22 protein-coding genes and 1 riboswitch are annotated in these 21,950 nt (G+C 56.3%); of the genes, 13 read left to right on the top strand and 9 right to left on the bottom strand.

What is annotated here, in order from left to right; genetic code table 11:
- Nucleotides 1-155 (top strand): transposase (locus tag ACG0Z5_RS07150; RefSeq protein ID WP_394446431.1); only part of this gene is annotated, 155 nt, incomplete at its 5' end.
- A gap of 54 nt (nt 156-209) precedes the next feature.
- Here ACG0Z5_RS07150 and rhlE read toward each other — a convergent pair.
- Nucleotides 210-1,589 (bottom strand): ATP-dependent RNA helicase RhlE, encoded by a 1,380-nt coding sequence (rhlE, locus tag ACG0Z5_RS07155; RefSeq protein WP_394446308.1) that lies wholly within the window; start codon nt 1,587-1,589, stop codon nt 210-212.
- A 232-nt stretch (nt 1,590-1,821) separates the two neighbouring features.
- Here rhlE and cecR point away from each other — a divergent pair, with 232 nt between their 5' ends.
- Genes cecR through ACG0Z5_RS07180 form a run of 5 tightly spaced genes read left to right on the top strand, consistent with a single transcriptional unit; the run spans nt 1,822 to nt 7,461 of the window.
- Entirely contained in the window at nt 1,822-2,490 is a 669-nt protein-coding gene (gene cecR, locus ACG0Z5_RS07160) for a transcriptional regulator CecR (RefSeq protein WP_394446309.1), read from the top strand.
- A gap of 4 nt (nt 2,491-2,494) precedes the next feature.
- Nucleotides 2,495-3,490, top strand: a complete 996-nt coding sequence (hlyD, locus tag ACG0Z5_RS07165; RefSeq protein WP_394446310.1) for a secretion protein HlyD — start codon at nt 2,495-2,497, stop codon at nt 3,488-3,490.
- Nucleotides 3,483-5,222 carry an ATP-binding cassette domain-containing protein gene (locus ACG0Z5_RS07170; protein WP_394446311.1) on the top strand — a complete coding sequence of 580 codons (1,740 nt, stop codon included), beginning with the start codon at nt 3,483-3,485 and terminating at the stop codon, nt 5,220-5,222. Before hlyD ends, ACG0Z5_RS07170 begins: the two co-directional genes overlap by 8 nt.
- Complete coding sequence (locus ACG0Z5_RS07175; RefSeq protein ID WP_394446312.1) at nt 5,212-6,345, top strand: ABC transporter permease; 1,134 nt, start codon at nt 5,212-5,214, stop codon at nt 6,343-6,345. Before ACG0Z5_RS07170 ends, ACG0Z5_RS07175 begins: the two co-directional genes overlap by 11 nt.
- A gap of 9 nt (nt 6,346-6,354) precedes the next feature.
- A complete protein-coding gene (locus ACG0Z5_RS07180; protein ID WP_394446313.1) occupies nt 6,355-7,461 on the top strand; it encodes an ABC transporter permease in 1,107 nt (368 codons plus the stop codon).
- Between the two features lie 14 nt (nt 7,462-7,475).
- On the opposite strand, the gene ACG0Z5_RS07185 is transcribed toward ACG0Z5_RS07180, so the two are convergent.
- On the bottom strand, nt 7,476-7,877 hold the full coding sequence (locus ACG0Z5_RS07185; protein ID WP_394446314.1) for a YbhQ family protein: 402 nt from the start codon (nt 7,875-7,877) through the stop codon (nt 7,476-7,478).
- 131 nt (nt 7,878-8,008) lie between these two features.
- Between ACG0Z5_RS07185 and ACG0Z5_RS07190 the strand changes: the two genes are divergently transcribed.
- The 3 genes from ACG0Z5_RS07190 to ACG0Z5_RS07200 are packed head-to-tail and all read left to right on the top strand — an operon-like array spanning nt 8,009 to nt 10,970.
- Complete coding sequence (locus ACG0Z5_RS07190) at nt 8,009-8,770, top strand: endonuclease/exonuclease/phosphatase family protein (protein WP_394446315.1); 762 nt, start codon at nt 8,009-8,011, stop codon at nt 8,768-8,770.
- Nucleotides 8,767-10,008, top strand: coding sequence for a cardiolipin synthase ClsB (gene clsB, locus ACG0Z5_RS07195; RefSeq protein WP_394446316.1), 1,242 nt, complete (start codon nt 8,767-8,769; stop codon nt 10,006-10,008). The genes ACG0Z5_RS07190 and clsB overlap by 4 nt, the downstream gene beginning before the upstream one ends.
- On the top strand, nt 10,008-10,970 hold the full coding sequence (locus ACG0Z5_RS07200) for a lysylphosphatidylglycerol synthase domain-containing protein (protein ID WP_394446317.1): 963 nt from the start codon (nt 10,008-10,010) through the stop codon (nt 10,968-10,970). The genes clsB and ACG0Z5_RS07200 overlap by 1 nt, the downstream gene beginning before the upstream one ends.
- A gap of 50 nt (nt 10,971-11,020) precedes the next feature.
- Here the strand turns inward: ACG0Z5_RS07200 and ACG0Z5_RS07205 are convergent, their stop codons facing one another.
- The 6 genes from ACG0Z5_RS07205 to moaA form a co-directional block, all read right to left on the bottom strand.
- Nucleotides 11,021-11,725 (bottom strand): Bax inhibitor-1 family protein, encoded by a 705-nt coding sequence (locus ACG0Z5_RS07205; RefSeq protein ID WP_319629400.1) that lies wholly within the window; start codon nt 11,723-11,725, stop codon nt 11,021-11,023.
- A 77-nt stretch (nt 11,726-11,802) separates the two neighbouring features.
- Nucleotides 11,803-12,255, bottom strand: a complete 453-nt coding sequence (gene moaE / locus ACG0Z5_RS07210) for a molybdopterin synthase catalytic subunit MoaE (protein WP_394446318.1) — start codon at nt 12,253-12,255, stop codon at nt 11,803-11,805.
- A gap of 2 nt (nt 12,256-12,257) precedes the next feature.
- Nucleotides 12,258-12,503 carry a molybdopterin synthase sulfur carrier subunit gene (moaD, locus tag ACG0Z5_RS07215; RefSeq protein WP_394446319.1) on the bottom strand — a complete coding sequence of 82 codons (246 nt, stop codon included), beginning with the start codon at nt 12,501-12,503 and terminating at the stop codon, nt 12,258-12,260.
- On the bottom strand, nt 12,496-12,981 hold the full coding sequence (moaC, locus tag ACG0Z5_RS07220) for a cyclic pyranopterin monophosphate synthase MoaC (protein WP_394446320.1): 486 nt from the start codon (nt 12,979-12,981) through the stop codon (nt 12,496-12,498). Before moaC ends, moaD begins: the two co-directional genes overlap by 8 nt.
- Nucleotides 12,982-12,984: 3 nt before the next feature.
- Nucleotides 12,985-13,497 (bottom strand): molybdenum cofactor biosynthesis protein B, encoded by a 513-nt coding sequence (gene moaB / locus ACG0Z5_RS07225; RefSeq protein ID WP_319629404.1) that lies wholly within the window; start codon nt 13,495-13,497, stop codon nt 12,985-12,987.
- 26 nt (nt 13,498-13,523) lie between these two features.
- Nucleotides 13,524-14,513, bottom strand: a complete 990-nt coding sequence (gene moaA, locus ACG0Z5_RS07230) for a GTP 3',8-cyclase MoaA (RefSeq protein ID WP_394446321.1) — start codon at nt 14,511-14,513, stop codon at nt 13,524-13,526.
- Nucleotides 14,499-14,631, bottom strand: a riboswitch (molybdenum cofactor riboswitch). Its footprint overlaps the gene before it by 15 nt.
- A gap of 225 nt (nt 14,632-14,856) precedes the next feature.
- Between moaA and yvcK the strand changes: the two genes are divergently transcribed.
- The 4 genes from yvcK (at nt 14,857) to pmrB (ending at nt 19,246) form a co-directional block, all read left to right on the top strand.
- A complete protein-coding gene (yvcK, locus tag ACG0Z5_RS07235) occupies nt 14,857-15,765 on the top strand; it encodes a uridine diphosphate-N-acetylglucosamine-binding protein YvcK (protein WP_394446322.1) in 909 nt (302 codons plus the stop codon).
- Between the two features lie 91 nt (nt 15,766-15,856).
- Nucleotides 15,857-17,497 (top strand): phosphoethanolamine transferase EptA, encoded by a 1,641-nt coding sequence (gene eptA, locus ACG0Z5_RS07240; protein WP_394446323.1) that lies wholly within the window; start codon nt 15,857-15,859, stop codon nt 17,495-17,497.
- A complete protein-coding gene (gene pmrA, locus ACG0Z5_RS07245) occupies nt 17,498-18,169 on the top strand; it encodes a two-component system response regulator PmrA (protein ID WP_394446324.1) in 672 nt (223 codons plus the stop codon).
- On the top strand, nt 18,170-19,246 hold the full coding sequence (gene pmrB / locus ACG0Z5_RS07250) for a two-component system sensor histidine kinase PmrB (RefSeq protein ID WP_394446325.1): 1,077 nt from the start codon (nt 18,170-18,172) through the stop codon (nt 19,244-19,246). It abuts the gene before it with no gap.
- 147 nt (nt 19,247-19,393) lie between these two features.
- Here the strand turns inward: pmrB and uvrB are convergent, their stop codons facing one another.
- Nucleotides 19,394-21,415 carry an excinuclease ABC subunit UvrB gene (gene uvrB, locus ACG0Z5_RS07255; RefSeq protein WP_394446326.1) on the bottom strand — a complete coding sequence of 674 codons (2,022 nt, stop codon included), beginning with the start codon at nt 21,413-21,415 and terminating at the stop codon, nt 19,394-19,396.
- Nucleotides 21,416-21,950: the final 535 nt, after the last annotated feature.

Genomic DNA, 21,950 nt, shown 5'->3' on the forward strand with positions numbered 1-21,950 from the left:
GCATAATCGCGAGTGCCACGCATCGTCTGAATACCAGCGTACTTGAGGGAATGAACAACAGGATCAAAGTGATAAAACGAATGGCATACGGGTACCGGGATAACGACTACTTTTTTATGAAGATAAAAGCAGCGTTCCCCGGTAAGGCGCGATGAACCAAAAAAATGGCCGCGTTTGCGGCCATTCTCGTAAATTACTGCTCGTGAAGCTTACTGCGCGGCAGCAGGCTTGCGCGGACGACGACGACGGGCGGCGGCACCATCGGCGGCGCGGCGTGGCTGTTCACCTTCGCTGCGGCGAGACTGACCGTTACCGGCTGCGGGCTTATCGCTGCGGCGCGCCTGACCATTGCCCGCAGGTTTGTCGCTGCGACGCGGTTGGCTCTGACCACGACCACCGCCACCGCCACGGCCCTGACGACCATTGATGATAGGCTCGGCCTGAATGCTTGGGTCCACCTCATAGCCTGGGAGGGCAATACGAGGGATCTCTTTCTTCAGCAGGCGTTCGATGTCGCGCAGTAATTTGTGCTCATCGACGCAGACCAGCGACAGCGCTTCACCGGTGGCCGCTGCACGACCGGTACGGCCGATACGGTGAACGTAATCTTCCGGCACGTTCGGCAACTCGTAGTTCACCACGTGCGGCAGTTCTTCGATATCCAGGCCGCGCGCGGCGATATCGGTCGCCACCAGCACACGCAGGTCACCGGATTTGAAGTCTGCCAGGGCGCGAGTACGGGCCCCTTGACTCTTGTTCCCGTGGATAGCGGCGCTGCGAATGCCGTCTTTATTCAGCTGTTCGGCCAGGTGGTTAGCCCCGTGTTTGGTACGGGTGAAGACCAGCACCTGTTTCCAGTCGCCTTCGCCAATCATCTGGGACAGCAGTTCCCGCTTGCGCTTCTTATCAACGAAATGCACGTGCTGGGTGATCTGCTCGGAGGCGGTGTTGCGGCGTGCCACTTCCACTTCCAGCGGGTTGTGCAGCAGCTTGGAGGCCAGCGATTTGATTTCATCAGAGAAGGTGGCGGAGAACAGCAGGTTCTGACGCTTAGCAGGCAGCTTCGCCAGCACGCGACGAATGTCGTGGATAAAGCCCATGTCCAGCATACGGTCGGCTTCGTCCAGCACCAGAATTTCGACTTTATCGAGGCTCACGGCACGCTGGTGTTCCAGGTCAAGCAAACGACCCGGGGTCGCGACCAGCACGTCAACACCGCCGCGCAGTTTCATCATCTGCGGGTTAATGCTCACGCCGCCGAAAACGACCATCGAACGAAGATTCAGATATTGGCTGTACTCACGCACGTTTTCGCCCACCTGAGCCGCCAGTTCGCGGGTCGGGGTGAGGATCAGCGCCCGCACTGGACGACGGCCTTTGGCATGCGGTTCAGTCTGCGACAGCAGTTGCAGCAGCGGCAGGGTGAAGCCTGCGGTTTTGCCGGTACCGGTCTGCGCGCTGGCCATCAGGTCGCGGCCTTGCAGGACGGCAGGAATAGCTTGTTGCTGGATAGGGGTCGGCTGGCGATAACCCTGCTCTTCGACAGCACGCAGGATCTCGGCATTCAGGCCAAGGGTTTCAAAAGACATAACAACTCCGAACCGCCCCGACCATGACAGGTATCGTTTTCAGGGTGATAGTGGGTATACGACAAGACAAAAACGATAATGTCAGCAAGGGGCGGAGTGTAGCAGTTTTTGTGACACACCGCATAAAATATCCCTCATCTCTTTTTCTACGAAATTATTTATCGGCCCGGGTGGACAAGGTTAAAATTCAGTCATAATCTTAATCAATCGATTGATTAATTTTAGAGGCGCGATGAATACCACGCCGATCACCAGCAAGGGCGAACAGGCCAAGAACCAGCTGATTGCCGCGGCAATTGCGCAGTTTGGCGAATATGGCCTGCATGCGACCACCCGCGATATCGCCAGCCTCGCCGGGCAAAATATTGCTGCAATCCCCTATTATTTCGGATCGAAAGAGGATTTGTATCTCGCCTGCGCCCAGTGGATTGCCGATTTTATCGGGGTGAACTTCCGCCCCCATGCCGACGCTGCTGAGCAATTACTCAGCCAGCCCGCGCCGGATAAAGCCGCCATTCGCACGCTGATTCTACAGGCCAGCAAAAATATGATCCTATTGTTGACCCAGGATGAAACGGTCAACCTGAGTAAGTTTATCTCGCGGGAGCAACTTTCGCCCTCCCCGGCCTATCAACTGATTCACGATCAGGTTATTTCCCCCCTGCACGGGCATCTGACGCAACTGGTCGCGGCCTATACCGGGCGTGATGCGACGGATACCGATACCATTCTGCATACCCACGCCCTGCTCGGGGAGATCCTCGCCTTCCGTCTGGGACGCGAAACCATCCTGCTGCGCACCGGCTGGACGCAGTTTGATGCAGAAAAAACGGAACGTATTTTTCAGGTGATTACCTGCCATATCGATCTCTTGCTGAACGGACTATCTCCAGGGAGTTGACGTCATGAAGAAACCCATCGCCATTATTTTGGTGGTTTTGATAATTGTTGCCGCGATTGCCGGAGGAGCAATCTGGTATCAGAGTCGAAAGGACGCTGGCCTGACGCTGTACGGCAACGTCGATATTCGCACGGTGAATATGAGTTTCCGCGTCGGCGGCCGTTTGCAGGCATTACAGGTCGATGAAGGCGATGCGGTGAAAAAAGGCCAAACGCTGGGTGAAATCGACCATGCCCCATACCAAAATGCGTTGATGCAGGCCGAGGCCAACGTCGCCGCCGCGCAGGCCAAATACGATCTGCTGCTGGCGGGTTATCGCGATGAGGAAATTGCTCAGACCGAAGCCGCGGTGCGCCAGGCGAAGGCGGCCTATGACTATGCGCAGAACTTTTATCAGCGCCAACTGGGGCTGTGGAAAAGCCGCACCATTTCTGCCAACGATTTAGAAAACGCCCGTTCCTCGCGGGATCAGGCGCAGGCCACGCTGAAGTCGGCCCAGGACAAGCTCAGTCAGTACCATGCCGGTAACCGTCCGCAGGAAATCGCCCAGGCCAAAGCCAGCCTCGAGCAGGCTCAGGCTCAACTCGCGCAGTCCCAATTGGATTTGCAGGACACCACGCTTATTGCCCCTTCCGATGGCACCATTCTCACCCGTGCCGTGGAGCCAGGCAGTATGTTGAACGCAGGCAGCACCGTGCTGACGCTGTCGCTGACTCGCCCGGTGTGGGTCCGCGCCTACGTGGATGAAAGCCATCTGAATCAGGCCCAGCCGGGTCGTGAGCTGCTGCTGTATACCGATGGCCGCCCGGATAAACCGTATCACGGCAAAATTGGCTTCGTGTCGCCGACCGCCGAATTCACGCCGAAAACAGTGGAAACCCCGGACCTGCGTACCGACCTGGTGTATCGCCTGCGCATTATCGTCACCGATGCCGACGACGCGCTGCGTCAGGGGATGCCGGTCACGGTCACTTTCCCGCAAGGAGACACGCATGAGTGAAGCGGGGATTAAGCTCGACGGGCTTATCAAACGCTTTGCTGGCATGGATAAGCCTGCGGTCGCCCGGCTGGATTGCACCATTCAGCCCGGTTATGTCACCGGGCTGGTTGGTCCGGACGGCGCGGGAAAAACGACCCTGATGCGCATGCTCGCCGGGCTGTTGAAGCCTGATGAAGGCCAGGTCAGCGTGATTGGCTATGACCCGATCAATGACAACAGCGCCCTACATGCGGTGCTCGGCTATATGCCACAGAAGTTCGGACTGTATGAAGATTTGACGGTGATGGAAAACCTGACGCTGTACGCCGATTTGCGCAGCGTCACCGGTGAGGTGCGGGAAAAAACCTTTGCCCGTCTGCTGGAATTTACCTCACTTGGTCCATTCACCGGGCGGCTGGCGGGAAAACTCTCCGGCGGCATGAAACAAAAGCTGGGCCTGGCCTGTACCCTGGTCGGCGAACCCAAAGTGCTGTTGCTTGATGAACCCGGGGTTGGCGTGGACCCGATCTCACGCCGCGAACTGTGGCAAATGGTTCACGAACTGGCGGGGGATGGGATGCTGATCCTGTGGAGCACTTCCTATCTCGATGAGGCGGAACAGTGCCGGGATGTGCTGCTGATGAACGAGGGCGAGCTGTTGTATCAGGGCGAGCCGAAGGCGCTGACCGACACCATGCGCGGACGCAGTTTCCTGATGAGCAGCCCGGCGGAGAATAACCGTAAATTGCTGCAACGGGCGCTGAAGCTGCCCCAGGTCAGCGACGGTATGATCCAGGGGCGGTCGGTACGCCTGATCCTCACCAAGGACGCCACCGCAGACACGATTCGTCACGCGGACGGGATGCCGGAAGTCATCATCGACGAAACCGCCCCGCGTTTTGAAGATGCGTTTATTGATTTGCTCGGCGGCGCGGGCACCTCTGAATCCCCACTGGCGGCGATTCTGCACACCGTTGACGGCAAACCGGGCGAAACGGTGATTGAAGCCAAAGAGCTGACCAAGAAGTTTGGCGATTTCGCCGCGACCGACCATGTGAACTTTGCCGTCAAGCGCGGTGAGATTTTTGGCCTGCTCGGCCCGAACGGCGCGGGCAAGTCCACCACCTTTAAAATGATGTGCGGCCTGCTGGTGCCCACCTCCGGCAAAGCGCTGGTGCTGGATATGGATCTCAAAGTCAGCTCCGGTAAGGCCCGTCAGCATTTGGGCTATATGGCGCAGAAGTTCTCGTTGTACGGCAATCTGACGGTGGTGCAAAACCTGCGTTTCTTCTCCGGAGTGTATGGCCTGCGCGGCAAAGCGCAGGCAGAGAAAATTGAACGGATGAGCGAGGCCTTCGGCCTGAAAAGCATCGCCGACCATGCTACCGATGATTTGCCCCTCGGCTATAAGCAGCGTCTGGCGCTGGCCTGCTCGCTGATGCACGAGCCGGACATTCTGTTTCTCGACGAACCAACCTCCGGCGTCGACCCGATCACCCGCCGTGAATTCTGGCTACACATCAACAGCATGGTGGAAAAAGGCGTTACCGTGATGGTGACCACCCACTTTATGGATGAGGCAGAATATTGTGACCGCATCGGGCTGGTGTATCGCGGCAAGCTGATCGCCAGCGGTACACCGGATGACCTCAAAGCGCAGGCCGCGGATGATGAGACCGCCGATCCGACCATGGAACAGGCGTTCATCACCCTGATTAACGACTGGGATAAGGAGCATCACGATGTCCGGTAGCGTTCTGTCGTGGCGGCGGGTCCGCGCCCTGTGCGTGAAGGAAACGCGGCAAATCATCCGTGACCCCAGCAGCTGGCTTATCGCAGTAGTGATCCCGCTGCTGCTGCTCTTCATCTTCGGCTACGGGATTAACCTCGACTCCAGCAAGCTCCGGGTCGGTATTTTGCTGGAGCAGCAAAGCGAAGAGGCGCTGGATTTCGCCCACGCCATGACCGGCTCACCGTATATCGACGCGACCATTAGCGACAATCGCCAGAATTTAATCCAGAAGATGCAGGCCGGGCGCATTCGTGGCCTGGTGGTTATCCCGGTGAACTTCGCCGCGCAGATGGCCCGGCCGGGCGACACCGCGCCGCTACAGGTCATCACCGACGGCAGCGAACCGAATACCGCCAACTTTGTGCAGGGATACGTGCAGGGCATCTGGCAAATCTGGCAGATGCAACGTGCCGAAGACCGGGGCGAATCCTTTGAACCGCTGATTGACGTGCAGATGCGCTACTGGTTTAACCCGGCGGCGATCAGCCAGCACTTCATTATCCCGGGGGCGATAACCATTATTATGACGGTGATCGGTGCGATTCTGACCTCACTGGTGGTCGCCCGTGAATGGGAGCGCGGCACCATGGAGGCGCTGCTGTCGACGGAAGTCACCCGCGCCGAACTGCTGCTGTGCAAGCTGATTCCGTATTACTTCCTTGGGATGCTGGCGATGGGGCTGTGTATGCTGGTGTCGGTATTCATCATGGGCGTGCCCTTCCGCGGGTCGCTGCTGGTGCTGTTTGTGATTACCAGCCTGTTTTTGCTCAGCACCCTGGGGATGGGGCTGCTGATATCAACCATCACCCGCAACCAGTTTAACGCCGCCCAGGTGGCGCTCAACGCCGCGTTTCTGCCGTCCATTATGCTGTCCGGGTTTATTTTCCAGATAGACAGTATGCCCGCGGCCATTCGGGTGGTGACCTACGTTATCCCGGCCCGCTATTTTGTCAGCACCCTGCAAAGCCTGTTTTTGGCAGGCAACATTCCGGTGGTGTTGATTATCAACACTCTGTTTTTGATTGCCTCGGCGGTGATGTTTATCGGCCTGACGTGGCTGAAAACCAAACGTCGGCTGGACTAAGGAGAGGGCATGTTTCATCGCTTATGGACGCTGATTCGAAAAGAGCTGCAGTCGCTGCTGCGCGAGCCGCAGACCCGCGCAATCCTGATTATGCCGGTACTGATTCAGGTGCTGCTGTTCCCGTTCGCCGCCACCCTCGAAGTGACCAACGCCACCATCGCAATTTACAGCGAGGACAGCGGCAAGCACGCGGTTGAGCTCACCCAGCGTTTCGCCCGCGCTAAAGCCTTTACCCACGTGCTGCTGTTGCACAGTCCGCAGGAGATCCAGCCCACCATCGACACGCAAAAGGCGCTGCTGCTGGTGCGCTTCCCGACGGATTTCTCGCGCAATATTGATAGCGGGCAGACCGCGCCGATGCAGCTGTTGCTCGACGGACGTAACTCTAATAGCGCGCAGATTGCCGCCAACTATGTGCAGCGCATCGTGGAGGATTACCAGCAGGAGTTGCTCGACGGCAAACCGAAACCGAATAACAGCGAGCTGGTGGTGCGCAACTGGTATAACCCGAACCTGGATTACAAATGGTTTGTGGTGCCGTCACTGATTGCGATGATCACCACCATCGGGGTGATGATTGTCACCTCGCTGTCGGTCGCCCGCGAACGCGAACAGGGCACCCTCGATCAACTGCTGGTGTCGCCGCTGGCGACCTGGCAGATTTTCGTCGGCAAAGCGGTTCCGGCGCTGATTGTTGCCACTTTCCAGGCCACTATCGTGCTGGCGGTCGGGATATTTGCCTATGACATTCCATTTGCCGGTTCGTTGTTGCTGTTTTACTTCACGATGCTGGTGTACGGATTGTCGCTGGTAGGATTTGGTTTGCTGATCTCTTCCCTGTGCGAGACACAGCAGCAGGCGTTTATCGGGGTATTTGTGTTTATGATGCCCGCGATTTTGCTGTCGGGGTATGTATCGCCCGTGGAGAATATGCCAGTGTGGCTACAGAATGTGACGTGGATTAACCCGATCAGACACTTTACGGATATTACTAAGCAGATTTACCTGAAGGACGCCAGCTTCGATATCGTCTGGCAAAGCCTGTGGCCGCTACTGGTAATAGCGACCACGACCGGCTCAGTGGCGTACGCGATGTTTCGGCGTAACGTGGCGTAGTCCTTGTTGCCGACTCAATGCCATCTGAATTTTTTTGGAACGCGCTTTTTCTCTTTGATAAGCACCGACAGCAAGGCGGGCCCGGCAAGGATAACGACGCCTGCCAGCGCCAGCAGCACATTGTTGTGCAGCACGCGAGACAGCAGCCAGAGAACAATCACCGCCGCACCGAAGTACCAGGTGGTGGTTAACTCTTCGAGAAAATCGCCGATGTCACGCCAGCGCTCTTCGTGGTGGCGTTGCAGGGCCAGCATCAGCACCACCGTGACCACATAAAGCACGCAGAGCCCTAGCCCCACCTGCACCAGCGTCCGGCTCATCCAGCCCATCACCAGAACTGCAACCACCAGCAAATGCAAAATAATCTGCCAGCAGCTTAGCCCGGTTGCGACACGAATTCGTTGTTGCCACTTCATGTCTTCTCTCCTGAAGCATTTTCAACTGTAACTGAGAGTACCGGACTTTACGGAAAATTCCGTAACACCGCACCTTTTTGTGACGGCTACTACACTATTTCATTCAGGACAGAGAAGCGGACAGGGGAAATATGACTAAACCGTCGCCACATTTTTCATTAAAGATTCTGACTATCAACACACACAAAGGCTTTACCGCGTTCAATCGCCGCTTTATTTTGCCCGAGCTTCGCGACGCGGTGCGAGCCGTTGGCGCCGATATTGTGTGCCTGCAGGAAGTGCTGGGCGCGCATGATGCTTTGTCTCTTCGGGTCGAAAACTGGCCGAACACCAGCCATTATGAATTTCTTGCCGATACCCTGTGGAGTGACTACGCCTACGGGCGTAACGCGGTCTATCCCGAGGGCCATCACGGCAATGCGGTGCTGTCACGTTTCCCGATCGAACATTATGAAAATCGGGACATTTCCGTCGGTGAAAGTGAAAAGCGTGGCCTGCTGTACTGCCGTATTCTTCCCCCCGAGTTGTCAACGCCGGTTCATGTAATCTGCGTGCATCTGGGGCTGCGTGAAGCCCATCGTCAGGCGCAGTTAACCATGTTGAGCGACTGGGTGAACAGCCTGCCGGACAACGAGCCGGTGGTGGTGGCCGGGGATTTCAACGACTGGCGGCAGCAGGCTAACCTGCCGTTAAACCGTCAGGCCGGGCTGGAGGAAGTTTTCACCCTTGCCTCAGGCCGCCCGGTTCGCACCTTCCCGGTTCGCTTCCCGCTGCTGCGCCTCGACAGAATCTATGTCAAAAATGCGCACGCCAGCAGCCCGACGGCGCTGCCGCTTCGGGAGTGGCGACATCTCTCTGACCATGCACCGTTGAGCGCGGAGATCCATTTATGAAATGCGGTTGGCGTGAAGGTAATCAAATTCAGCTGCTGGAAAACGGCGACCAGTATTATCCGGCTGTTTTCAGCGCCATTGCGAAAGCAGAAAGTAAAATCATTCTCGAAACCTTTATCTGGTTCGAGGACAGTGTCGGTTGGCAACTGCACGAGGCGTTGCTCACTGCCGCCCGGCGCGGAGTGAGTATTGAAGTGTTGCTCGACGGCTACGGTTCGCCTGACCTGAGCGATCGTTTCGTTGGCGAACTGACGGCGGCAGGCGTGGTGTTCCGCTATTACGATCCGCGCCCTCGCCTGTTTGGGCTGCGCACCAATCTGTTCCGCCGAATGCACCGCAAAATTGTGGTGATCGACGCCGCAGTGGCGTTCGTGGGCGGGATTAATTACTCCGCCGAGCATATGTCGGACTACGGTCCGGAGGCCAAACAGGATTACGCCGTGCGCGTCGAAGGCCCGGTCGTACAGGATATTCTACAGTTCGAGCTGGATAACTTACCCGGTCATGCTGAGGCCAGACACTTCTGGCGACGCCGCCATCGCGCGGAAGAAAACCGTGCTCCCGGCGAGGCACAGACGCTGTTTGTCTGGCGCGACAACCATGAGCATCGGGATGATATTGAACGTCACTACCTGAAAATGCTGGCTAACGCCCGCCATGAAGTGATCATCGCCAACGCCTATTTTTTCCCGGGCTACCGTCTGTTGCACGCGATGCGCAATGCCGCCCGGCGTGGGGTGCGGGTTAAACTGGTGGTCCAGGGCGAGCCGGACATGCCGATTGTTAAAGTCGGTGCGCGCCTGCTGTATCGGTATTTACTCAAAGGTGGGGTACAGATTTTTGAATACAAACGCCGCCCGCTGCACGGCAAAGTTGCGCTGATGGACGATCACTGGGCGACGGTGGGTTCCAGTAATCTCGACCCGCTAAGCCTGTCGCTCAATCTGGAAGCCAATCTTATTATTCACGACCGCACGTTTAATCAGTCCCTGCGCGACAATTTGAATGCCCTGATTCAACAGGATTGTCTGCGGGTAGACAGCGCTATGGTGCCAAAACGCAGCTGGTGGAATCTGGGTAAAAGCGTGCTGGCGTTTCACTTCCTGCGCCACTTCCCGGCGATGGTGGGCTGGCTGCCTGCCCACACGCCGAAGCTGGCCCAGGTTGACCCGCCGGTGCAAACCACGCTGGAAACCCAGGATCGCATCGATGCCGAAAATACGGGGGTTAAGCCCTGATGAGCCACCCTCACCCACGCTGGCATAAGGCGAAAAAAATCCTCACCTGGCTGTTCTTCATTGCCGTCGCGGTGCTGCTGGTTATTTATGCGCAGAAGGTCGACTGGCAGGAAGTGTGGAAGGTCATCCGCGATTACAACCGCACCGCCCTGCTCAGCGCCGTGGGGCTGGTTGTCGTCAGCTATTTACTGTACGGCTGTTACGATTTGCTCGGCCGCGCCTACTGCGGACATAAACTGGCGAAGCGGCAGGTCATGCTGGTGTCGTGTATCTGCTATGCGTTTAATCTGACGCTGAGCACGTGGGTAGGCGGCATTGGGATGCGCTATCGCCTCTATTCACGACTCGGCCTGCCGGGCGGCACCATTACCCGCATTTTCTCCCTGAGCATAACGACCAACTGGCTCGGTTATATTCTCCTCGGCGGGGTCATTTTCAGTATTGGCGTGGTCGACCTGCCCGCGCACTGGTACATCAGTGACACGACCCTGCGGATTATTGGCGGCTGTCTGCTGTTGCTGATTGCCCTTTACCTGTGGGCCTGCGCCTTCGCTAAACGCCGCCATCTGACCATCAAAGGGCAGAAACTGGTGCTGCCGTCATGGCGATTCGCGCTGCTGCAAATGCTGATTTCCAGCGCCAACTGGATGGCGATGGGGGCGATTATCTGGCTGCTGCTCAGCCAACAGGTGAATTATTTCTTCGTGTTGGGGGTACTGCTGGTGAGCAGTATCGCCGGGGTCATCGTGCATATTCCGGCGGGCATTGGCGTTCTTGAAGCGGTGTTTATCGCATTGCTGGCAGGGGAACATGCGTCACAGGGCACCATCATCGCGGCGCTGCTGGCATATCGTATGCTCTATTTCTTTATTCCGCTGGCGCTGGCCACGGTAGGCTATTTGGTGCTGGAGAGTCGGGCGAAGAAAATGAAGGCGAAAAATCAGAGGGCGATGGCAGAGTAGTTATCCCCTCACCCCGGCCCTCTCCCCATTGGGAGAGGGCGTTTAACAGTCTAGCGGCGGTTGCCCATGATGCGCAGCAGCATCAGGAACAGGTTGATGAAATCAAGGTACAGCGTCAGCGCACCGAGAATGGCATATTTGCGCAGGTTGCTGCTGTCGCGGGTATCGATTTGCTCACCAATCGCCTTCAGCTTCTGGGTGTCATAGGCCGTCAGGCCGACAAACACCACCACGCCGATATAGGTCACGGCCCACATCAGCGGCGTGCTCTTCAGCCAGATGTTAACCAGTGATGCCAGCAGAATACCAATCAGCGCCATAAACAGCATTTTACCCATGCCGGTCAGGTCGCGCTTGGTGGTGTAGCCGTACAGGCTCATCGCGCCAAACATCCCCGCCGTCACGATAAAGGTGCTGGCAATGGAGCTGTAGGTATAGGCGATGAAAATACTGGAAAGCGTCAACCCGGTTAGCGCCGAATAGAGCATAAACAGGGTGGTCGCCATCCCTGCACTCAGTCGCTGCACCATACCTGACAGCACGAACACCAGCGCCAGCTGGGCGATGATCAGGCCAAAGAAGGTAATTTTACTGGAGAAGACGAACATCATCACTGCCGGGGTGTTGGCAGCAAACCATGCCACAAACGCCGTGAGCAGCAGTCCACAGGTCATCCAGCCATAGACCTGTGCCATGTAGGTCTGCAGTCCAGAACGTGCCTGAACAATTGAATTGGGACGCGAGTATCGGTCCATGATGAAACCCTCAAATAAAGGTGTGTGTTTAGTAAGCGTACCACAAGCGCAATACACTCATCGTCAATAAACGCGTTTTACCAGCGCTTTGCCGCTTCGTGGTCGCTGTCGCGGGACTCGACCCAGCGGTCGCCTTCCGGCGTGGCTTCGCGTTTCCAGAACGGGGCGCGGGTTTTCAGGTAATCCATGATGAACTCCCCGGCGGCAAATGCGCTGCCGCGATGCACGCTGGTGACCCCGACAAAGACGATTTCCTCGCCAGGCCACATTTCACCGATGCGGTGAACCACGCTCACTCGCCCTAACGGCCAGCGGTCACGCGCTTCTGCCACGATTTCCGCCAGCGCTTTTTCGGTCATGCCGGGATAGTGCTCCAGGGTCAACGCCTTGACGCTATCGCCCAGATTATGATTGCGGACTTTGCCGGTAAAGGTCACCACCGCGCCGTCTTCGTCGCGTTCGGCGAGCCAGGCGTATTCGGTGCCAACGTTAAAACGGGCATTTTCCACACGGATAAGCGTGTCGCTCATGATTAGCCCCCTGTCACCGGCGGGAAAAACGCCACTTCATCACCTGCCACAATGGGATGGTCGGGGCTGACTAAGGTCTGATTGACCGCGGTCAACAGCTTGCCCTCTTCCAGCGCCAGCGCCCAGCGCGAATCCTGCGCGGCCAGCTGCTGTCGCAGTTGTTCTACGGTAGTGGCGTCAGTGTCCAGCGTCAGGCGGTCGGTGCCCACCAGCTCGCGCACCTGAGCAAAAAAGAGAATATTAATCATGCGTGTCTGCCCTGAAATCTCCGGATTTGCCGCCGCTTTTCGCCAACAGGCGCAGCGGGCCAATCACCATATCCTTCTGTACCGCTTTGCACATGTCGTAGATGGTCAGCGCAGCGACCGACGCGGCGGTCAGGGCTTCCATTTCAACCCCGGTTTTCCCGGTCAGACGGCACAGCGACTCAATGCGCACCCGGTTATGCTCGGGCTGCGCCTGTAAATTAACTTCCACTTTGCTGAGCATCAGGGGATGGCAGAGCGGGATCAAATCCCAGGTGCGTTTTGCAGCCTGGATCCCGGCGATGCGGGCGGTGGCAAACACATCACCTTTGTGATGGCTGCCGTCGATAATCATCGCCAGCGTTTCCGGGAGCATGGTAACAAAGGCTTCGGCGCGGGCTTCGCGCACCGTTTCCGCTTTGGCGGAGACATCCACCATATGGGCTTCACCGGCGGCGTTAATGTGCGTCAGTTGCGACATGGTTTATTTCTTCAAATGAGGGTGGAAATTACACGGGCGGGTACGCGCATCGAGCTGCGGCGCGATGATATTTTCCCATGCGGTGCGGCACGCTTTGGTCGAGCCCGGCATGGCGAAAATCAATGTATTGTTCGCCACACCGGCCACCGCGCGGGATTGCAGCGTTGAAGTGCCGATTTCTTCGAACGACAGCATGCGGAACACTTCGCCAAAGCCTTCGACTTCACGGTCAAACAGCGGCAGCAGGGCTTCGGGCACCTGGTCACCGTCGGTAAAGCCGGTCCCGCCATTGATCAGCACCACCTGCACGTCGTCGCTGGCGATCCAGGCAGAAACCTGGGCGCGAATGGCGTAGCGGTTCTCTTTCACAATGGCTTTATCGACAATGTGGTGGCCTGCATCGTGGGCGCTGTCGCGCAGATAGTGGCCGGACGTGTCGTCCTCTTCACCGCGCCGACTGGACACGGTAAGAATTGCGATGCGGGTCGGGATAAATTCAGCACTAACCTGACTCATTCTCAATCTCCTTATTTTGAAACGGCTCAGCCACCGATATACGAAAGATTCTGAGTAATGCCGGTCTGGCCCTGATGCAGGAAATGGGTCTGTTTTTTCTGCGCCAGCGCCGCGGAAATGCGCGCTTCCAGTTCAGGCTGCTGCGCATCGTCGGCGAGTAAATCACGCAGATCGACACCACCTTCGCCAAACAGGCACAGATGCAGTTTTCCGGTCGAGGAGACGCGCAGGCGGTTGCAGCTGGCGCAGAAGTCTTTTTCATACGGCATGATGAGGCCAATCTCCCCGGCATAATCGGGGTGGCAGAAGACCTGCGCCGGGCCGTCGCTGCGTTGACGAATCTGGTGGATCCAGCCACGTTTGAGCAGTTCATCGCGCAGAACCATGCCGGAAATATGGTGCTTACGGAACAGGTCGCTGCCCTCGCCTGTTTCCATCAACTCGATAAAACGTAGCTGAATCGGACGCGGTTTAATCCACTCAAGGAAGGTATCGAGCTGGTGATGGTTCACATCGCGCATCAGCACGGTGTTGACCTTCACTTTGGCGAATCCCGCCGCAAAGGCGGCGTCGATACCGTCCATCACCTGCTGGAATTTATCCTGCCCGGTGATGGCCTGAAACTGGCGGGCGTCGAGGCTGTCGACGCTGACGTTGACGTGGGTTAATCCGGCGTCGCGCCAGCTTTGCGCATCGCGCGCCAGACGGTAGCCGTTGGTGGTCACCGCGATCTGGCGAATAGCGTCGTTTTCACGCACGGTCGAGATGATGTCGGTGAAGTCGCGGCGCAGCGAAGGCTCGCCGCCGGTCAGGCGCACTTTTTCGGTGCCCATGGCGGAAAACGCCCGGGTCACGCGGCGCACTTCAGCGACGGAGAGAAAGCCGTTGTTATTGACGCCGCTCGGTTTGTAACCGTCAGGCAGGCAGTAGGTGCAACGGAAGTTGCAAACATCGGTTATCGACAGGCGCAAATAGTAAAACTTGCGTGCGAAAGCATCGGTAAGTTGTGGGGCCATACACCTTTCCAAATACGGGAGGCACAGTCATTTCTTCCTGCACCCTGGTGACATCGTCACGGCCAGAACCCCCTATCCACAGGACTTAGGCGTTAAGGCTAGAGTGTAGCTTCTGATTACACAGAAGCGGGTTATGCAGATAGTAGCGCGGAAATGACGCTTTCGCCATTTCCGACTTACGCTATATAATCTTATACATAGCGTCCCAATCGTGCACTTTCGCTACAGAATACGCATAAATGGGGGTTTTGCATTGATATGGGTCATTTTGACGGGATCCGCCCATCGTCTTTTAGGGGTAGTTACGCTAAGGTAGCCACGACCGACTCTTCTAAGGAATTCTATGCGCAATCGTACTTTTGCGGATCTCGATCGTGTGGTCGCCCTTGGCGGCGGGCACGGTCTGGGGCGAGTGATGTCCTCTCTCTCCTCGCTGGGTTCGCGCCTGACAGGTATCGTCACCACCACCGATAACGGCGGGTCTACTGGCCGGATTCGGCGCTCCGAAGGCGGGATTGCCTGGGGAGATATGCGCAACTGCCTGAACCAGCTGATCACCGAACCGAGCGTGGCCTCGGCGATGTTCGAGTACCGTTTTAGCGGTAACGGCGAGTTATCCGGGCATAACCTCGGAAATCTGATGTTAAAGTCGCTGGACCACCTGAGCGTGCGGCCGCTGGAGGCTATCAACCTGATCAGAAATCTGTTGAAGGTGGACGCCTCGCTGATCCCAATGTCGGAAGTGCCGGTGGACCTAATGGCTATCGACGACGAAGGCCATGAAATCTATGGCGAAGTTAATATCGACCAGCTCAAACTGCCGCCGAAAGAACTGCTGCTCACGCCGTCGGTACCGTCCACCCGCGAAGCGGTACATGCCATCGCCGAGGCCGACCTTATCCTGATTGGTCCTGGCAGTTTTTATACCAGCCTGATGCCGATTTTATTGCTCGCTGAAATGGCGCAAGCCCTGCGCAGAACCCCTGCCCCAATGGTCTATATCGGCAACCTGGGGCGTGAACTGAGTCCGGCAGCGGCCAGCCTGTCGCTGAGAGACAAGCTTGAGCTGATGGAACATTACGTGGGTAAACCGGTGATTGATGCCGTCGTCGTCGGGCCCATGGTCGACGTGTCTGAGGTGTCTGACCGGGTTGTGATTCAGGTCCCGCTGGAAGCCAGCGATATCCGCTATCGCCATGACCGGCATCTGCTGCGTGACGCGCTGGAGCAAGCCGTTCAGGCTTTAGGTTAAGATGTAAAGTTAAGGCAATCCTTAATTTCTTAAGGTTGTCTTAACGCACCCTGGTCATCATGGCGCCATGTTTTTCTGTTGGATACCCGTGATGTCACGATTTTCCCTGCGTCGCCCTGCGATGGGGCACATCTCTTTTCTGGTGCTGTTCGCACTGTACATCTCGCTATTTTTAAATATTGTTTACTATAAACAAGCCTTTAATCTGCTCCCGGTCGATTCGCTGCACAATGCTCTGGTGTTCGCCACCATGCCGCTGGTGCTGTTTAGCGTTATCAATATTCTGGTAACCCTGGCGTCTTTTTTGTGGCTCGACAAACTGGTCATCAGCCTGTTTATCCTGGTCAGCGCCGCCGCGCAGTATTTCATTATGACTTTTGGCGTGGTTGTCGACCGGTCGATGATCACCAATATTATCGACACCACGCCGGCCGAAAGTTTCGCCCTGATGTCGACCAAAATGGTGCTGACAATGATGATATCCGGGCTATTAGCGGTGCTGATTGCCTGGTGGATCCGGGTGAAAAAGCCGCACAGTGCCTGGCGGAGCATCGTCCTGCGCGCAGGCAGCATTGTCATCTCAGCCCTGCTGATCGTGCTGGTGGCGCTGCTGTTTTATAAAGATTACGCCTCGCTGTTTCGCAATAACAAAGAGCTGGTCAAATCCCTGAACCCGTCCAACAGCATTGTGGCGGTGAATTCCTGGTACTCGCATAACCGCCTGGCACACATGCCGCTGGTGCGCATCGGTGAAGATGCGACGCAGAAAGCGGTGATGAAAAATGGCCCGCGTCATAACCTGACCATCCTGGTGCTGGGCGAAACCTCGCGGGCGGAAAACTTCTCCCTCGGCGGTTATTCCCGTGAAACCAACCCGCGCCTGAAGCAGGACAACGTGGTCTATTTCCCGAACACAACCGCCTGCGGCACCGCCACCGCGATTTCCGTACCCTGCATGTTCTCGAACATGCCGCGCGCACGTTACAAGGAGGAGCTGGCGCAGCATCAGGAGGGCCTGCTGGATGTGATTCAACGGGCAGGCATCAACGTGCTGTGGAATGAAAACGACGGCGGCTGTAAAGGGGCCTGCGATCGCGTGCCGCATCAGGACATGACGCGCCTGAATGTGCCGGGCCAATGTGTGGACGGCGAATGCGACGACGAGGTGCTGTTCCAGGGTCTGGAAGCGTATATTAATAATCTGAAAGGCGATGGCGTTATCGTATTACACACCATCGGCAGCCACGGCCCGACCTATTACCATCGCTATCCCAAAGCATTGCGTACCTTCTCACCTACCTGTGACAGCAATGAAATTCAAAACTGCACCAAAGAGCAACTGGTGAATACTTACGACAACACTCTCGTTAACGTGGATTATATTGTCGATAAGGCCATCAAATTATTACAGTCGAAACAGAACACCTTTACCACCAGCCTCGTATATCTCTCCGATCACGGCGAATCCTTAGGCGAGAACGGGGTGTACCTGCACGGTCTGCCGTGGTCTATTGCCCCGGATACGCAGAAACACGTGCCGATGCTTATCTGGCTGTCCGAGGATTATCAGAAGCGTTACAACGTGAATTATTCCTGCCTGAAAGAGCATGCAAAAGCGAACCACTATTCGCAGGATAATCTGTTCTCAACCATGCTAGGCTTGGCGGGAGTGGACACCAGGGAATATCAGACCAGCGACGATATTATTGCGCCATGCAGAGGAGCGAATTAAATGAAAGTGCTGGTGGTTGAAGATGACGCATTATTATTGCAGGGATTGATCCTTGCGATGCAAAGTGAAGGTTACGTCTGCGATGGCGTCACCACGGCACATGAGGCGGCTCTGTGCCTTGCCAACGGGCATTACGGCCTAATGGTGCTTGACCTCGGCTTACCGGACGAAGACGGCTTACATTTCCTGGCCCGCCTTCGCCGGGAGAAAATCAGCCTGCCGGTGCTGATCCTCACCGCGCGTGACACCGTGCTGGACAGGATCACCGGGCTTGATACCGGGGCCGATGACTATCTGGTTAAGCCATTTGCGTTGGAAGAGCTTAACGCCCGTGTGCGCGCCCTGCTGCGTCGGCACAATAATCAGGGCGACAACGAAATCAGCATTGGTGATTTGTGCCTCAATGTGACGCGCCGTCTGGTTTCTCGCGGTGACACGCAGCTCGATTTGACACCGAAAGAGTACGCCCTGCTCTCGCGCCTGATGGCCAAAGCGGGCAGCCCGGTACATCGCGAAGTGCTGTACAACGATATCTATAGCTGGGACAACGAGCCGTCGACCAACACCCTCGAGGTTCACATTCATAACCTGCGTGACAAAATCGGCAAATCGCGGATCCGCACGGTGCGCGGTTTTGGTTATATGCTGGTGAAGACCAGTGAGGATGCATAAATGAGTCTGCCGTTTCTGCGTAACGTGCAGTGGACCATGCGCCGTCAGCTGCTGCTGACAATCGCCGCCATTCTGCTGGTGTGTCAGGTGATCAGCGTGTTCTGGCTGTGGCACGAAAGCCAGGAGCAAATTCAGCTGCTGGTACAAAGTGCCATTGACGGGAACAACAACCGCAAACACATTGAACACGAAGTACGTGAAGCCGTCGCCAGCCTGCTGGTGCCGAGTATGCTGATTATCGGTCTGGCGCTGTGGATTTCCCTGCAGGCCGTCAAGCGTATTACCCGTCCGCTGTGGGAGTTACAGCAAGAGCTTAACAGCCGCACCCCGGATAATCTGAAGCCTATCGACCTGCCAAAATCGGTCAGCGAAGTGGATGCCGTCACCTCTGCCATCAATCAACTGGTCGAACGCCTTAATCAGACGTTAGAGCGTGAACGCCTGTTTACCGCCGATGTGGCGCATGAGCTGCGTACCCCGCTCTCCGGGCTGCGTCTGCATCTTGAGCTGATGGCGAAATCCAACCGCGTGATGGTTGACCCACTGTTACAACGTCTGGATCAGATGACGCAGAGTATTTCGCAGCTCTTGCAGCTGGCGCGCGTCGGCCAGTCATTTTCAGCGGGAAGCTATCAGCGCGTGCCGCTGGTCGTCGAAGTGGTAGAGCCGATTCAGGACGAGCTGGAAGCGATGCTCAGCCAGCGCGGACAAACCTTAGCCTTGCCTGTCGGTAAGCAAGAGGTCACGGTGTCAGGAGATGCCACGCTGCTGCAGGTGTTATTGCGCAATCTGGTGGAAAACGCCCATCGCTATAGCCCGGAGAATTCGACGATTACGGTCACGATTGATGCCGGGATGATGGCGGTAGAAGATGAAGGGCCTGGGATTGATGAAGCTAAAAGTGGCGAACTCAGTAAAGCGTTCGTACGAATGGACAGCCGCTACGGCGGTATTGGTCTGGGTTTAAGCATTGTGACCCGCATCGCACAGCTGCACGACGCGCAGTTCTTTTTGCACAACCGTCAACCCGGACCGGGCGTGAAAGCGTGGGTTAAATTTCCACGCCGTTCACGTTGATTAGAATGTCAGGATCCACTGGTGGAAGAAGCCAACCACAATCAGGAAGGAAACCAGTACGGTCAGCGTGGTGAAGAAATTGTCTTTTTGCATGGCACTGTCCTCATTAAACTGAAGACAGTGTCGTCGATAAAGATTAACGCAACATTAAGACGCGGCGATAAACAGATCGCGCAGCTGATGCAGGCGGTCGCGCACTTCGGCGGCTTCTTCAAACTCGAGATTTTGCGCGTGCTTCATCATCTGCGCTTCGAGTTCGCTGATTTTCTGCTGCAACGCTTTCGGCGTCAGCGCCAGTTCTGCCGCCTCAGTCTGAGCAGCCGTTTTCGATTTGCCGCGACCTTTACCGCGCGTTTTCGCCAGACTCTCGCCCAACGACAGAATATCGACCACCTTCTTGTTCAGGCCCTGCGGCACGATGCCGTTTTCCAGGTTGTACTGCTCCTGCTTCTCACGACGACGCTCGGTTTCACCCATCGCTTTCGCCATTGAGTTGGTGATTCTGTCGGCGTAGAGAATTGCCTTGCCGTTGATGTTACGCGCCGCACGACCGATGGTCTGGATAAGCGAACGTTCAGAACGCAGGAAGCCTTCTTTATCGGCGTCCAGAATCGCCACCAGCGACACTTCCGGCATATCAAGACCTTCCCTTAACAGGTTGATCCCCACCAGCACGTCAAACTCGCCAAGGCGCAAATCACGGATGATCTCCATCCGCTCGACGGTGTCGATATCCGAGTGCAGGTAGCGCACGCGTTCGCCGTGTTCTTCCAGATATTCGGTCAGGTCTTCGGCCATGCGTTTGGTAAGCGTAGTGACCAGCACGCGCTCATTAATCGCTACGCGCAGACGAATTTCTGACAGCAGGTCATCCACCTGGGTGCCGACCGGGCGCACTTCAATAACAGGGTCCAGCAGACCGGTAGGACGCACCACCTGATCGACAACTTCATCGCCGGATTTTTCCAGCTCGTAATTACCCGGTGTCGCCGATACGTAGATAGTTTGCGGCGCCAGGGCTTCAAATTCTTCAAACTTCAGTGGACGGTTGTCCAGCGCCGACGGCAGGCGGAAACCATACTCCACCAGGGTCTCTTTACGCGCGCGGTCGCCCCGGTACATGCCGCCAATCTGTGGCACGGTAACGTGGGATTCGTCGATCACCAACAGGCCATCGGCGGGCAGATAATCAAACAGCGTCGGCGGTGGCTCGCCCGGCCCACGCCCGGAGAGATAGCGCGAGTAGTTTTCAATGCCCGAGCAGTAACCCAGCTCGTTCATCATCTCGAGGTCGAACTGGGTACGCTGCGAGATACGCTGCTCTTCCAGCAGTTTGTTGTTTTCCAGCAGCACCTTTCGGCGGTCTGCCAGCTCAACTTTGATCTCTTCCATTGCCTGCACAATGCGTTCGCGCGGCGTAACGTAGTGCGTTTTCGGGTAGACGGTAAAGCGCTGGAGGGTGGATTCCAGCTGCCCGGTCAGCGGATCAAACAGCGACAGCCGTTCAACCTCTTCGTCAAACAGTTCGACGCGCAGCGCAATGTCGTCAGATTCGGCCGGGAAAATGTCGATAACTTCCCCGCGCACGCGGAATGTCCCGCGCTGGAATGCCTGATCGTTGCGGGTGTACTGCAACTCTGCCAGACGACGCAGAATCGAACGCTGATCGATAATCATGCCCACCGTCAGGTGCAGCATCATCTTCAAATACAGATCAGGGTCGCCCAGACCGTAAATGGCAGACACCGAGGCCACTACGATCACGTCGCGGCGCTCAAGCATCGCTTTGGTCGCTGACAGACGCATCTGCTCAATGTGTTCGTTCACCGATGCATCTTTTTCGATAAAGGTATCCGAGCTGGGAACGTAGGCTTCCGGCTGGTAGTAGTCGTAATAGGAGACGAAAAACTCGACCGCGTTATCGGGGAAGAACTCTTTCATTTCGCCGTACAGCTGCGCGGCGAGAGTTTTATTCGGGGCCAGCAGCATGGTCGGGCGCTGGAGGTCGGCAATCACGTTGGCGATAGTAAACGTTTTCCCTGAGCCCGTTACCCCGAGCAGCGTTTGATGCGCCAGACCATCTTCCAGCCCCTCTTCCAGGCGACGGATGGCCTCGGGCTGGTCGCCTGAGGGACGGAAAGCAGAATGCATTTTGAACGGTTTACTCATGAACGACAACCTGATGAAGGGAAACGGGCGGACGATTAATTCTACTCGTCGCACCAAAATTTGCCAATAAAAAACACTGGATATAAAAACAGTAACGCATTAGGGTATTTGTGTTAGCGCTGTCATCTGCGATCAACTGCGGTGAAAATTTCCGCTGTGACGAGATAAAACACCGGGCGGATCGGGTTATCCCCAGAACATTGTCGTATTTAACATTTGTCAATAAGGGTGATGAATCTTTTATGGCAGCCGGTGACACTTTTCTTACAGGCATTGCTTTTATTAAACACATTGATAAATAAAGGAAATATCGAAAAGCCGCGTTTCGCATCAATTTGGGTGCAGGCCGCGTCTTCTCTAGCCTATCGCAAGTTTTCTAACTCTCATGCACATGGTTATCCACAGGAATAGTGGATAAGTGTCTGCAGCCCAACTCCCCTGCCACTCGCGCAACACGAATCGAGCCCCTCAAAGTCATCGCGAAAAATTTTTTATCGCTATTTTTTGTCTTTAATCATGCAAAACGCCCGCTGTT

The organism is Scandinavium sp. M-37 (assembly GCF_043558715.1).
Lineage (GTDB): Bacteria > Pseudomonadota > Gammaproteobacteria > Enterobacterales > Enterobacteriaceae > Scandinavium > Scandinavium vulneris_A.